Origin of the sequence: uncultured Granulicatella sp., from assembly GCF_963515095.1 — a bacterium.
Lineage (GTDB): Bacteria > Bacillota > Bacilli > Lactobacillales > Aerococcaceae > Granulicatella.
This window is the reverse complement of sequence record NZ_CAUPXD010000003.1, coordinates 35,302-49,933: the sequence shown is the minus strand read 5'-3', so window position 1 is coordinate 49,933 and position 14,632 is coordinate 35,302. Positions and strand designations below refer to the sequence as shown.

Annotated in this window: 12 protein-coding genes; 4 read left to right on the top strand and 8 right to left on the bottom strand. The window is 32.9% G+C overall.

What is annotated here, in order from left to right; translation table 11 throughout:
* Nucleotides 1–2 precede the first annotated feature (2 nt).
* The gene (locus RWL86_RS01565; protein ID WP_314076856.1) at nucleotides 3–1,301 is read right to left on the bottom strand and encodes a PTS sugar transporter subunit IIC; all 1,299 of its coding nucleotides are present in this window, start codon (nucleotides 1,299–1,301) and stop codon (nucleotides 3–5) included.
* A 13-nt stretch (nucleotides 1,302–1,314) separates the two neighbouring features.
* Complete coding sequence (locus RWL86_RS01560; protein WP_314076855.1) at nucleotides 1,315–2,730, bottom strand: glycoside hydrolase family 1 protein; 1,416 nt, start codon at nucleotides 2,728–2,730, stop codon at nucleotides 1,315–1,317.
* 159 nt (nucleotides 2,731–2,889) lie between these two features.
* On the opposite strand from RWL86_RS01560, the gene RWL86_RS01555 reads away from it, so the two are divergent.
* Nucleotides 2,890–3,615, top strand: coding sequence for a GntR family transcriptional regulator (locus RWL86_RS01555; protein ID WP_314076854.1), 726 nt, complete (start codon nucleotides 2,890–2,892; stop codon nucleotides 3,613–3,615).
* 10 nt (nucleotides 3,616–3,625) lie between these two features.
* Nucleotides 3,626–4,579 carry a mannose-6-phosphate isomerase, class I gene (manA, locus tag RWL86_RS01550; RefSeq protein WP_314076888.1) on the top strand — a complete coding sequence of 318 codons (954 nt, stop codon included), beginning with the start codon at nucleotides 3,626–3,628 and terminating at the stop codon, nucleotides 4,577–4,579.
* A 51-nt stretch (nucleotides 4,580–4,630) separates the two neighbouring features.
* On the opposite strand, the gene RWL86_RS01545 is transcribed toward manA, so the two are convergent.
* The 5 genes from RWL86_RS01545 to RWL86_RS01525 all read right to left on the bottom strand — a co-directional run bounded on the left by RWL86_RS01545 (nucleotide 4,631) and on the right by RWL86_RS01525 (nucleotide 10,254).
* On the bottom strand, nucleotides 4,631–5,887 hold the full coding sequence (locus RWL86_RS01545) for a GntP family permease (RefSeq protein WP_314076853.1): 1,257 nt from the start codon (nucleotides 5,885–5,887) through the stop codon (nucleotides 4,631–4,633).
* Between the two features lies 1 nt (nucleotide 5,888).
* Nucleotides 5,889–7,049, bottom strand: a complete 1,161-nt coding sequence (locus RWL86_RS01540) for a glycerate kinase (RefSeq protein ID WP_314076852.1) — start codon at nucleotides 7,047–7,049, stop codon at nucleotides 5,889–5,891.
* A 145-nt stretch (nucleotides 7,050–7,194) separates the two neighbouring features.
* Complete coding sequence (mscL, locus tag RWL86_RS01535) at nucleotides 7,195–7,581, bottom strand: large conductance mechanosensitive channel protein MscL (RefSeq protein WP_314076851.1); 387 nt, start codon at nucleotides 7,579–7,581, stop codon at nucleotides 7,195–7,197.
* A gap of 81 nt (nucleotides 7,582–7,662) precedes the next feature.
* The gene (locus tag RWL86_RS01530) at nucleotides 7,663–8,787 is read right to left on the bottom strand and encodes an FAD-binding oxidoreductase (protein ID WP_314076850.1); all 1,125 of its coding nucleotides are present in this window, start codon (nucleotides 8,785–8,787) and stop codon (nucleotides 7,663–7,665) included.
* Nucleotides 8,788–8,799: 12 nt separating this feature from the next.
* The gene (locus RWL86_RS01525) at nucleotides 8,800–10,254 is read right to left on the bottom strand and encodes an amidase (RefSeq protein ID WP_314076849.1); all 1,455 of its coding nucleotides are present in this window, start codon (nucleotides 10,252–10,254) and stop codon (nucleotides 8,800–8,802) included.
* Between the two features lie 151 nt (nucleotides 10,255–10,405).
* Here RWL86_RS01525 and RWL86_RS01520 point away from each other — a divergent pair, with 151 nt between their 5' ends.
* Together RWL86_RS01520 and RWL86_RS01515 are read left to right on the top strand one after the other, a co-directional pair.
* Nucleotides 10,406–10,675: a hypothetical protein gene (locus RWL86_RS01520; RefSeq protein ID WP_314076848.1), complete on the top strand. Its 270-nt coding sequence runs from the start codon at nucleotides 10,406–10,408 to the stop codon at nucleotides 10,673–10,675.
* Between the two features lie 80 nt (nucleotides 10,676–10,755).
* Nucleotides 10,756–11,451, top strand: coding sequence for a DUF6287 domain-containing protein (locus RWL86_RS01515; protein ID WP_314403559.1), 696 nt, complete (start codon nucleotides 10,756–10,758; stop codon nucleotides 11,449–11,451).
* A gap of 411 nt (nucleotides 11,452–11,862) precedes the next feature.
* Here the strand turns inward: RWL86_RS01515 and RWL86_RS01510 are convergent, their stop codons facing one another.
* Nucleotides 11,863–14,349 carry a polysaccharide lyase 8 family protein gene (locus RWL86_RS01510; RefSeq protein WP_314076846.1) on the bottom strand — a complete coding sequence of 829 codons (2,487 nt, stop codon included), beginning with the start codon at nucleotides 14,347–14,349 and terminating at the stop codon, nucleotides 11,863–11,865.
* Nucleotides 14,350–14,632: the final 283 nt, after the last annotated feature.

Genomic DNA, 14,632 nt, shown 5'->3' with positions numbered 1-14,632 from the left:
CACTAACCTTCGTATTGATTTTCCATGACACGATCATGAACTTTGATAAACGGAATATAAATTAGAACTCCTAAAACTAGGATAATCGCTTGAACAACTACCGCTCTCCAGTCACCACCAGTTGATAAGAATGAGCTAGCAAAAATTGGTGTAGTCCATGGAACTTGTACCACACTAGGACTCATTAATCCAAGACTTGTTGCAACATAGCTAATTAAAATTCCTAAAGCTGGAACTCCGATAAATGGAATTGCCATAGATACGTTATAAACAATTGGATAACCAAATAATACTGGTTCATTAATGTTAAATAATCCTGGAGCAAATGCTAATTTTGCAACATTTCTACTTGCAGCATTTTTACTTACTAAGAATGTAGCAATTAATAAACAGATTGTTGAACCACTACCACCCATTAATGCATATGTTTGAACTTGTGATACATTAATAATATGTGGAATTGCTTCCCCAGCATTATAAGCTGCTGTATTTTCAAGAATGTTGATAATTAATAATGGTTCTAAAATAGAACTATAAATAACGGCTTGGTGAACACCAAATAACCATAACATATTTCCTAATGAGTAAAGGATGATTGCTCCCCATAGACCAGTACTTACGTGACGTAATGGTTCTTGAATAAATGTAGTAATTAATGTAATTAAGTTAGTTCCCCAAATATTGAATAATAGTGTTGATACTAAACCAAAGACTGAAACTACTAAAATAACTGGTACTAAAACGTTAAATGATTTTTCAACTGCAGGTGGAACATTATCCCCTAAATGAATTTTCAATGCTTTAACACGTGTAATTTTAATAAATAATTCTGAAGCTAATAAAGCAACAATAACCCCAGCGAACATTGCTCCTGTACCTAAGTTAGAGAATGTTAATACTCCAGACACTGAAACAGGATCTTTTGCTCCATTTGCCACAACTTGAACGGCATTTGGCATCATCGCAATTAATGAAACTGCTGAAATCATAGCTGCCGCTAATGGATTTTCATAATCACGATTTTGTGCTAAATAATAACCAACCATTACTGCAATTAAAAGACTTGAAATATTCAATGTTCCATTTGCTACAGTAATTCCCCAATATTGAACATTTGATAATGTAGTTGGATCTGAAATAATCCATTTAAATACAGTATTATTTAATAAAACAACCAACCCTGCAAGAATATAAAGTGGCATTACTGTTGCGAATGCATCTCTTAATGTTTTTAGATGAATTTGGTTTCCAAGTTTCCCAGCAAACACAACAAATTTATCTACAAATTTTGAATTTTCCATGTTTATTCCTCCATTATAAATATTTATCTACGTCAATCGTAAATCCATTTTTATTACTTACTTCTTTGTACCAATATCCCGATTTTTTAATGGTTCTTTTTTGTGTTACTAAATCTACCGAAATAAATCCATAACGATTTTTGTATGCATTATTCCAAGACCAACAATCAAAAGCTGTCCATGTATGATAACCGAAACAGTTACTTCCTTCTTCTATCGCTTGATGCAACCACAATAAATGCTCTTCATAGAACTCAATACGATAATCATCCTGAATCATTCCTTGACTATCCATAAAACGTTCTTCACCTTCAACACCCATTCCATTTTCACTAATAAACCATGGGATATTGTGGTAATTATTTTGAATATTTTTAGCAATATCATAGATGGCTTTAGGATAAATTTCCCATCCTCTATAAGGATTTATTCTACGTTCTTTCCACTCATAGTCTGAGAAATATTTATCTGGCATCCATTTTCCATTAAAGGCTTCAGAAGATTCAGGAGCTTGAACTCTTTTTGGATGATAGTAATTCACTCCTAGAAAATCTACCGTATTCTCTTTTAAAATATTGAGTTCATCTTCTGTATGTTCCCAAAGTACTCCATCCTGTTCTAATATTTCTACTAAACTTTCTGGAAATACTCCATTCACAGCTGGCTCTAAAAATGAACGGTTGAAAAAATCATCAGCAAAATGACCTGCTTCAACATCCTCTTTTGATGAACTTCTTGGATAAGCAGGCGTTAAATTTAAAATAATTCCAATTTTTCCATTTAAATTTAAGCTACGATATAATTGAATCACTTTCGCACTAGCTAAATTTAAATTATAAATAATTTGCACTGCTTCTTTTCCATAATATTTTTTATTTGGATAATGAAATGCATATAAATATCCTGCTTCTGGGATTACCATCGGTTCATTAAAAGTAGTCCAATACTCTACTACATCTCCGAATTGTTCAAAACAAGTTCGAGCAAACTTTACAAACAAATTGACTACATGCTTACTTTCCCAACCACCATATTTTTTCAATAAATCAATTGGCATATCAAAATGATGTAAGTTTAGTACCAATGTAATTCCACGCTCCTTAGCTTCTTGAATCACATTACGATAAAACTCTACTGCTCTTCCATCCGCTTCTCCCGTTTCGAAGTCTTTAATCAATCGACTCCATTGAATTGAAGTTCTAAAAGAATTAAATCCTATTTGCGTCATTCTCTCAAAATCTTCTTGATAGTGATGATAAAAGTCACTGGCTACTCCTGGACCAACTTGATTAAAAAATACTTCTGGAGATTTTCTATACCAATAATCCATTACATTTTCATGAATTTTATCTGTACTACCTTCTGTTTGAGGTCCACTAGTAGCAGCTCCCCACCAAAAATTTTCTGGAAATACAATATTTTTATCCATATTTATCCTCCTTCCTCAAATATTTACACCATTAGTATATCACTTTATTTTCATTTGTCTAGACATATTTTATAAAAGTTATAGTCAAATTCTTTTGTTTGTTGATTGTTGTGTATCTGTTTGTTATAATTTTCTTATTAAGAATGAAGGAAAATGAACATGAGTACAAAATATTTAAAAATATATCAACAACTACGTGAAGAGATATTACATCAAGATACTCCTTCTAATACGCAATTGCCTGATGAAATTTCATTAACAAAAAAATTTCATTGTAGTCGTATGACCGTAAAAAAAGCTTTAGACATGTTAGTGGATGAAGGTTTAATTTATCGCAAACGTGGGCAGGGCACTTTTATCATGCCTCAAGTTGAACAAAAACATAAAATTATTGTCCCTGAAAGAGATATTCAAGGTTTAACAAAAATTTCTAAACAATCGCATGCACAAGTGCATTCAGAAATTATTCATTTTAAATTAGAATTCGCTACAAAAAGCATCGCTGAAAAGTTACAGATTTCTGTATCTTCTCCTATATACAATATATTTCGATTAAGAATTATTGATGATAAACCATACGTTTTAGAACAAACTTACATGAGTACTGATTTGATAAGTGGTATTACTGAAGAAATTCTTCACCATTCTATTTATTCTTATATCGAAGGTACTTTAAAGCTACGTATCGCAAGTGCAATGAAAATTTTACGAGCCTCCATTAGTACGGAAACAGATCAAAAATATTTACACTTATCCCCTACTGAACCTATTTTTGAAGTAGAACAAATTGCCTATCTAGATAATGGAACACCATTTGAGTATTCTATCTCAAGACATAGATACGATTTATTTGAATTTAGTTCATACGGATTAAAAAAATCATAAAGGAGCCGACATCATGCAACCTATCTTTTTAAAACCAGTCCTACAAGAAAAAATTTGGGGCGGAAAAAAATTACAAACAGAATTTAACTTAACCTTGCCAAGTGATAAAGTTGGTGAATCTTGGTCGATTAGTGCTCATCCAAATGGACAATCAACTGTTCTTTCTCCTTCTGAATATCAAGGAATGACATTAACAGAACTATATGCTGGGCATGCTGAATTATTTCATCAACAAACATTGCCAACTTTTCCTTTGTTAATCAAAATTTTAGACGCAAGCGACGACTTATCTATTCAAGTTCACCCAGATGATGCTTATGGATTAGAACATGAACACGAATTAGGGAAAAACGAATGTTGGTATGTTATCTCTGCTGAACCAGGTGCCAAAATTATTTATGGACATACCGCACAAACAAAAGAAGAATTTGTTCAATTAATCCAAGAAGAAAAATGGAATGAATTATTTACAGAAGTTCCTGTCAAAGCAGGAGATTTCTTCAATGTTCCAAGCGGCACAATTCACGCTATCGGAAAAGGCATCGTCATTTTAGAAACACAACAAAACTCTGACACTACTTACCGTGTCTATGATTACGATCGAAAAGATGATGCAGGAAATCCTCGTCCATTACATATTCCACAAACGATTGATGTTACTACAATTCCACATCAATTACCAAGTTTTGAACAAATAGTTGAAAATTTTGATGATGCAACGATTACCCATTTCATTACAAATCACTATTTCTCTGTTTGGAAATGGGAAATTGATGGAACTTACGCTACTACATTAGATGACAACTACTACTTAGCAACAGTTATCGAAGGGGAAGGAACGCTAGTAGTAAATGACGAATCATTTGCACTTAAAAAAGCAGATTCCTTTATCTTACCAACACCAATTCATGATGTAACTGTAAAAGGAAATCTAACACTAATCATTTCTCGTTCAGAAGAATAAGACAAAACAAAAGAGTGAAATCAACCTTCATCGATTTCACTCTTTTTTACTTTACCCTAATAAATACAAAATCACTGCAACAATAGTACTTGTCAAACCTACTAATGCTTCGTAAGGAATTAATTTCATACGATCTTCAATACTCATAAAGACTGAGCCTCCAGTAGCATGGAAGAATGAGCCATGAGGAAGAGAATCTAACACTGTTGCCCCAGCATGAATCATTGCCGCTGCTGCCACTGCAGGAACTCCAGAAGAAACTAGAGGAGCTGCAAACGTTTGAGAAGCTATCGTAGCACCAGCTGTTGTAGAAGCTGTAGCTGCTCCCATTAAAATACCTGATAATGGTGCTAAAACGAATGATGGCATATTCAAAGCTTCCAACACATGAATCATATCAACTTGTAGCGAAGAAGCTTTAATAATTCCTGCAATCGTTCCTGTTCCAATTAATAAAATCGATACACCAATTACTTTACTCAATCCAAATTCAGTATATTCTACGGTATGTTTTGAATGCCCTGTTACTAAAATCGTTACTAATCCACCAATTGGTAATGCAATTAAAGGATCCACGCTTACTCCGACTAATGAACGTAAAGCTAATAACGCAATGACCACAACCGGTCCAAGAATTGCTTGGAAAAATGGTACAGAATTGTGATGTTCTGCTTCCTCTTCCATATTGTCAAAAGCATGATCGACTTTCTTTGCTAGAAATCCTGCTAATACAATACTCACAACTAATGCCACTAATGCTGGAATAATATTTTTAGCCATTAATGCTGTTAAATCTAATTGAAATGCTTCTGAAGCAGCAATCGTATTTGGATTTGGAGAAATAATATTTCCTGCTTTTCCCCCACCAATCATCGCTAATAAAATACCTGCTTTTGATAAATTTGCTTTTTTTGCAATCGCAATAGCAATCGGTGCTACTGTAATAACAGCAATATCAATAAATACTCCCACTGCACAAATAATCATTGTAGCAATCGCAATCGCTGCAACAGCTCTTTTCTCCCCTAACTTCTTCACAATTGTTTCAGCAATCGTTTCAGCAGAACCTGTTTTAATTAAAGCTCCTGCTAAAATACCAGAAGTCATAATTCTTAATACCGGAGACATCATTCCTTGTGCTCCTGTTACCATCGCACTAACGGAATCTGCTAACCCTGCTCCACCAATCACGCCCCCTACTAAAGCTCCTAAAATTAAACTATAAGCTGGATGAACTTTTTTAATAATCAGTATAATTGCGAGAATTAATCCAACTAAAGCTCCTAATGTACTAATTTGACTAACCATTTTATTTTCCTTCTTTCATCATTTCTACTACCCTAAAAACTTGTTCCACTGTATCCACCATATTTTGATGAGCGACTTCTTTATTCATTGCTTCTTTGAGTGTTACAACTCCTCTTAAAATTGGGAAAAATGCATCAATTCCATGTTGATTACATTCTTTTGCATCTGGTGTAACAGCTCCTGCAAAAGCTAACACTTTCTTTTGATACTTTTTAGCTAAGGCTGCTACTCCTATTGGAGCTTTGCCTAATGCCGTTTGACCGTCAAGTCTTCCCTCTCCTGTTACAACAAAATCAGTAGTTGTTATTAATTCTTCTAATTTTGTTTCTGTTAATACAATTTGAACACCTGATTCTAACGTTGCATTAGTATAAGTTAAAAATGCAAATCCCATACCACCAGCTGCCCCTGTTCCAGGATAAAATCTATTTGAATGAGAATTAATGTTCTTAGACAATTCAGCATAGTGTAATAATAATTGATCCAATTCTTGAACTATTTCAGGAGTTGCTCCTTTTTGTGGACCAAAAATAGCACTGGAGCCATTTTCACCACATAATGGATTCGTTACATCACAAGCTACTTTGAAAGTACATTCTTTTAATGTTGGATGTACATTGCTCTCTTCAATACTCGCTAATTCTCTGAGTCCATTTCCTCCATAAGAAATAGCCTTGCCTTCTTGTGTTACAAAATCATATCCTAATGCTTGTAACATCCCAACTCCACCATCATTTGTCGCACTTCCACCAATTCCAACAATAAAATGTCGACAACCTCTTTCGATTGCATCTAGAATTAACTCACCAACTCCATAAGTAGTCGTATTCATTGGATTGCGGCTTTCTTCAGGAACTAATGTAATTCCTGCTGCAGCCGACATTTCAATAATGGCTGTTTTACTCAAATTATCCTTTGATTCAATAATTCCGTAGACTGCTTCTACTTTTTCTCCTAATGGTCCTGTTACTTCTTTAGTAACAAAGACTCCTCCCATTCCTTCAACTAATGCTTCAACAGTTCCTTCCCCACCATCTGCTAATGGACGAACTACTACCTCCGCATGTTGATAAACTCGTTTTACGCCTTCTGCTATCGCTTGCCCAGCTTCCATAGACGATAAGCTTCCTTTGAACGAGTCAATGGCAACAACGACTTTCATATTCAAGCCTCCCTTTTCATAGATTAATACACTATTTTAGCAAACGTTTACAATTTTTCATAGTATTTTTAGAACATTTCTTAAAAATTCTTTTAATAAACAAAAGAAGGATGAGAACCCTCATCCTTCATCAAATTATATCTCATTATTTGTTTGCTAATAAGTCACGGATTTCACGTAAGTAATCTTCAGCTTTTGGTTCTGGAGCGACTTCTTTAGCAGTTTCTTCTTGTCCACGTTTCGCCAAGTCTTGAACAGCGTTCATTCCTTTAACAACCATGAAAAGAACAAAACCTACAATGACAAAGTTAATAACTGCTGCTGCAAAAGCACCTACACCAAGTGTAGCTGAACCGATTTGAACAGATACTCCTGCAATTGAATCTGCTTTGAATACCATTGCAATAATTGGTTCGAAAATGTCTTTTACTAATGAATCAACGATAGCTTTGAAAGCTGCCCCGATGATTACCGCAACTGCTAAATCAACAACATTCCCACGCATTAAAAACTCTTTAAATTCTTTTAACATTATAATTCCTCCTATATTTAAAATATTAATTTTGAATATAGTACAAGAATTTTCCAGAAAATACAACAAATCTGATTTCTGTTATATTAGTTTTTGGATATAATTTTCTGGAGTATAAGAATCCACGTTAAATAAAGGTGTATCACCAAGTGACAACTGTGCTAATAATGCTCCAATCCATACTCCTGAAGTTAAGCCTGAAGAACCTAGACCGCTAGCGACAAATAGTGTTTCTTCACCAGGAACACTCCCAAAAAATGGTAAGAAATCAGAAGTATATGCTCTTGTTCCAATTCGACTACCAAGCCATTTAGCTTCTTTTAACGGTGGGAATACTTCACACGCTTCTTCATACATTTTTTGTTGTAGATCTTGGCTATCTCTTAAATCAAACCCTTGGTCATTCTCATGTGTTGCGCCCACAATGATTTTACCATCTGCAAATGGTAAAATATCAATTTCTCCGTGTAACATACAAACAGGCCATTTCTCTGTTTCTTCAGTTGTCTCTAATTCTAATTCAATTAATTGTCCCTTTTGCGGGCGAACGTCTACATAATATCCTAGTGGTTCAATTAACTCTTTTACCCACGCTCCACTTGATACAATAATTTTATCGAACGGTTCCAATCCGTTATTGGTCTTAACAACTACCTTACCATTTTCATCTCGTACTAAGCTCACTTTTTCTTGTTGAACATTAGCCCCATTTTGTTGTGCTAAATACAATTGCTGTTCGACTAAAAGTTTCCCATCAACTCTTCCTCCACCAGAACAATGAATGGCTCCATGAGTTCCATTCCATCCAGGAACATAAGAGGAAATATTTTCAGATTCAATTTTTGTTAAAGTACCAATTCTCTCTTCTTCTTTTCTTCTTTCAGCAGCAATTTTTTCTAACTTTTCTAATAATTCTGGAGTCTTTTTAAACACTAACGCTCCTACTTGCTCATATGGTAATGGCGTTACACCATCTTCTTTTAATTGTTCCATTAATTCTGGATAATAAGAAGCTCCTCTTGCGGTCAATCGATACCAATCTTTATTTCTTCTTTGAGATAACCATGGGCAAATAATTCCTGCTGCTGCTTTTGTAGCTTGACCAACTCCATCATCATAGACGACTAATTCTACTTCTTTATTTTTTGATAATTGATATGCAGCCGTTGCTCCCACAATTCCTGCTCCAATAATTGCAATTCTCATCCTACTTCCCCCTTAACCTTTTCGATTCCATTGATGTTCTTGTTCAAAAATTTCTGCAATTTGTAATAATAAATCTTCTCGTCCTTTTGCAGCCATCACTTGCACTCCAACCGGTAGTCCTTCTTGTGTACAATAAATCGGTAGGCTAATCGCTGGTTGCCCAGTGATATTGGCTAATTGAGTAAAAGGCGTTAACTCCAATGTTTTTTCAAACATTTTCCAAATAATTTCTTGTTGCTCTTTTACTGAATATTGTTCGATAGACTCTAGTGCTACTCTAACAGATTCTTTCATTGGATACTGATCATGTTTTGGAGCGACATCATTCACACATGGAGTTAAAATCACATCATAGTCTTCATGACACTCTTGCATTTGTTTTGTCCAATAATCCCACTGGTTCAATGCTGCACTGTAATCTTTCGCTAAAATACGCTGCCCAGATTGGTAAATACCCCATGTCATTAATTCCATATCTTCTTTTGTAAGTGGACGTTGTAGCATTTTTTCAATTCCATCCATCATCGTAGCAGTTTCTACACTATTCATGATATAGTAATTTTTCATCACTTCAATACCATCTACTGGCCATTGGATTTTTTCAATAGAATGTCCTTTTTCTTGTAAAAAGTTTACTGCTCGATTCAAAGCATTTTTTGCAGCATCTTCTACTTTATTGCCAATCGGTGAATCTTCTATGACCGCAATTTTTAGCGGTCTTTCAATGATACCATAGAGTTGATGTTTCGATAATTTTGGTAATATAAACGGGCTTTCCATTTGTTCTACTTGCAAGACTTCTAGTAATTTTCTTGTATCACGAACGGTTTTAGTTAAAGCAAAATTTACTGAAGCTCCTTGCCAGCCACGATAGCCATTTGGACCAACAGGGATTCTACCACGACTTGGCTTTAATCCTATCAAACCAGTAAAACTAGCCGGAATTCGAATCGATCCTCCACCATCACTTGCCATCGCAATTGGAACCATTCCACTCGCCACTGCACTTGCTGCACCACCACTCGATCCTCCTGCATTACGACTGATATCATAAGGATTTGAAGTAACTCCCCACAAACTCGGTTCTGTCATATTTTTAAATCCAAATTCAGGTGTATTTGTTCGACCAATAATGACAAATCCTGCTTCTTCTAATTTAGTGACTAATGTATCTTGATGTGTTTGAAGGATATTTTTAAATAAACGTGAACCAGCAGTAGAAGGTTCTCCCTTTTGACATTGTCCTAAATCCTTCAACAATAAAGGAACACCTGCAAAGGGCTTATCACTAAAATTGCGTGTTCGAGTTTCTCTTAACGCTCTTTCTTCTTGCAAATGCACAACTGCATTTAAAGTTGGATTCAATTGATTTACTTTAAACAAAGCATCTTGAACTAATTCAACAGAAGAAACTTCTCCATTTCGTACAGCTTCTGCCATTGCTGTTGCATCTTTGAATTCTTGCATGTTTATTCCTCCCTCCATTTACTCTTCTTTATTGTACACACCTATTTTCTATTCGTAAACCTCATAATCATCGTATTTTAAGATATCTTTTGAAAAATAAACGACACCTTTGTTATACTAATTTCAAACTAAGAAAAAAGGAGTTCTATTTATGAAAAAATCTCATTTGCTACTAGGGCTGGGAATCTCTATTAGCTTATTAACAGCTTGTCAAAATTCAAGTTCTAATTCTAACTCTGCTACAACAGAAGCAGAAACAACTACTCAAACAACCGTTGCACCAAAACCTGTAACGGATTATACATTGTATAATTCAGTCCTTAAGGATTATAAGGAAGTCGTTGAGAATGTTACTAACAATAACGGACAAAAAAATCAATTACCAAAAATCAAAATATTAATTCAACTGCTTATTCCGTAAAAAGAGTTTATGATGCTCCCGGTATTAGCTATACGTTAGAGGATTTTGATAAAAATGGAGTAGATGAATTAGTGATTTCTATGGGACCTAGAAGAGAAGATCATACCACTTTAGACATTTATACTATTTCAGATGGAAAAGTCATTCGACTTACTAATAAATTAGATAAAATTGGGGATAAATCAAACTTATATCCATTAGAAAATGGTAGTTTCTCTTATGTTAGTACCGATACAGCAAGTACTTCTCCATATGCACACTATCACCTTAATAAAAAAGGAGATTCATTTGAAATCGTAACAGAAGGTACAACTGAGGATACAATTAAAAATCTCCCTCAAAAATTAGATTTAAAACAAAAAGAATGGAAACCAACACAATGGTACATCACTTCTCCTGAAAAACAAAAAGAGGTTGCTCAGAAAAAATTAGATATTCAAGCGATTCAAAATGGAGATTATTCAAGCCTAAAAGGCACTTGGGTAGACGGTACTGGGCATACCTTTATTTTTGATGAAAAAGGTCTTGTAGATGAAAATTATGAGATGATATTATCTTATTTTAAAGAATATAAAGGCACATTAATTGGAAAATATGGTCCTAAAAATTTACCAGTTGGTGGTGCAGCTGTTTATATTATCCCCGGAGGAGTTCTAATAGCAGATGATAGAAATAGTACTTTCGTAGACCCTATCCAAACAGATAAAGATCGTATTTTTGCTGGACAACAATTTCCACGATTCGCAAGTGAGTTTCATTATCGAATTGATGATTAACTAAAATTTTAACAAAAAATCATGACCACCATTTTTACGATTAGTCATGATTTCTTTGATAATAATATTCTTTAATCTACATCTAATATTAGTACCATTTATTATTTACTAGTATTATCTGGAATAATTATGAATTTCTTTTTTTAATAACTACTATCTTTAAAAGTAATTTCATCACTATATTCTAATGCTCTGTAGCCTTAAGAATAATTGTAGGATTAATTTTTGCATTATTACTCTTTTCTAGGGTAATCTTTTTGACAGCTTTAAAATTACTATTATTCTTTTGACTATTTGTAACTACCTCGTTTGATTAATTAATGTGTTTTCTCACAACTATAGCATTTGATTCTTGAGAATTACTTTTGTTCGTAACAGCCTTTGAAATATCTTCTATTTCACTCTTATTTTCTAATTTTTAACTATTTTTAATTCATAAGTCAAATACCTTACTCTATCTTCTACAGATGGTTCAATCACTTGTTTTAACGCATATTGACTGACCTTTAATTCATTTAATTGAGCATCAATATTAGTAGGATTGAAGAATGCTATTTTTAACTTATTCAATTCTTTTTGAATAGTATATATTCCTTTTTCTTTTAAAATAAGATTATCTTCCAATTTCAACTCAGAATCATCATATTTAACAACCCCATAAGTATTATTTAGTTTGTCATAAATAACTTGATTCGTTTCTGAATTCTCAATTACAGTAATCTCTTCTCTGCTGACTTCTTCTGCAAATTCTTTTTCATCTCTATTCGGATAAAGAACGTAGGCATAACTATTTCTAACCATATCATGTGGTTGTACAATTTTTAAAAATGTATTTTCTACACTCTTATTACTTTGACTTTCATTGATATCTTTCCAAGTACCACTTCTTGTTTCTTTTTTCAGATTTAATGAAGTTGTGTTTAAAAATTTGTATCCAATATTCATTTCTTTATTGGAAGATTTTAGGAAAATATTATTTGCTTGTAATTCCATTTCATTACTATCTACTGTTTTCTCTTTACCATCCACAATTACCTTGTAATCTTCTTTCTCCATACTACAGTTTTTAGAATTTCTTTTAATCTTTCTATTTTCAATAACAGTATATCCATTTGTGCCACTTGCATCCTTTACTCCCGAACCTAAGAATACTACTCGGTCTCCTAAGATAAACCAAGATTTTTTAGCACTCATTGTATTATCTAAATTTGAAAAATCCATTGCTACTGTTCCGAATTTTTTATTTAAAGAAGTAGAACCAACAAATGAATTTTTCATTGTTGTCATTCCTAAACCTTTTTCTCTTGCTTTATTATTTTCTGTTATCCCAGGCAACTTATACGGATCAACTGTAGCCCAGTAATCATCACTAAAATGACTCAAGTCATCATTATATAAATAAGAAACGCCATCACTTGTATACCATCCTTTGGCATTTTCCTTATTCATAAACTCATAATTTTGAATCTTATCAGAATGCATACTAATTCCAAAAGCAAAGCCATGTTCTTTATTGTAGTAGGCAACTTTATTCATATCATTATACAATTTTAAATAAGTATTTCTTTCAATTTCTCCCACCATATTATTCGATAAAAGAGTTTCAAAAAGATACACATCATAGAATGATTTTAACGATAAGAATGTATCATAATAATTATCTGATTGAATAATGTTTTTTACAATTTCTTGTAACTTATTTTTTTCAGATGGTTCACTTACTTCAGCAATTCTCAAAATACCTCTTAATACTTCAACTGCAGCAATATGGGCAGATTGGGATTTTCTACTAAGTGATCTTCCTCTGGTCATATCCATCAATTCGCCTCTATAAATTAACGGTAGAAAACCTTCATGAATCCAGTTATATAAAATTTTTAGTTTATTTTGTTCAATTTTATATGGACTAGTTTGGATAATTGGAAGTAATTGAGAGAATCCATCTATTAATACATTTCCATAAGCTCCTGTATACGCTATATTGGTGTGATCTACATACGAACCATCATAGTGAAATCCTTCTCCTTCAGAAACCACCTCTAAGACATTACTCACAGTATTAATCGCTACTTCTAATTTTTCGTTATCCTCTAATAAAATTCCTTCAATAACTTTTACTTTTCCTAAATCAGAAAGATTTCCTCCAAAAGCTTTTTTCCCTCTATTTTGGCTTACCATTATTTTTGAAGGGTCAGGTACCATTTTAGAAATTGGGAGTAATAGTTTCACAATTTCTTCTTTACTAAAATATTGATTCATAATGGTTAAAATATTATTAATAGCTCTTGGAGCACCAATTTCATAATCCCACCAATTACCTTTTGATTCAGTGTTTTCATTATAATAATTATCTTCCATTAACTTCATACTACGTTTTACTGTACTTATGACTTCCTTATCATTGTAGTATTTAGATTTTGGATTTGTAACTGATTTTGCAATTTGTTCAAGACGACGATAAGTTTTCGTTAAATTAGCTGATTTTGAATAATCAGCTAAATCATCCCAAATTTTCTTATCATCTTTCTGGATTTTTTCAAGATATGTTGTTATCTCTATTTCATTTTGTTCAAAAATTTTATTCATACGACTATTGTCAGTATTAAAATATTCTAGGCCTAAAATAATCGAATTCCATTTTTGTAAGAGTTGGAGAAAAGTTTGATTATCCTCCTCAACAACTAATGTTACTATTTTATCTTTTCTTCCTGGAGAACTAACTACTAATTCTGTTTTCCCTATATTTCTTGGAACTACAAAACCATCCTCCAATGAAGCAATACGTTCGTCTCTTATTTTGTATGTATAGTCTGAATTTAATAACCATCGCTTATTACTATTTAGTGTAATAGATTTATCAAGCTGAAAACTTTTTGTTTCAGTATACTTAGAATTCATTTTCTCCTTCTGCTTTATTAAAAATTCATCGTTCGTTACAGTAAATTTAAAAGTACCATTTTTTACAAGATTAACAAATTGATTGCCTATATTTTCGGAAAATACTTGTTTATAATTAACAATAGCTAAAATAAATATCATTACAAAACAATATATTAATATATACAATTTACTTTTTTTCATTAAACTTATCCTTTCCAATTTTTAACTTTATCTATTAATCTTATAAGAATATTATACAAAAATATCCTATTTAAAAATAGGATATTTTTTGACTTCCTCT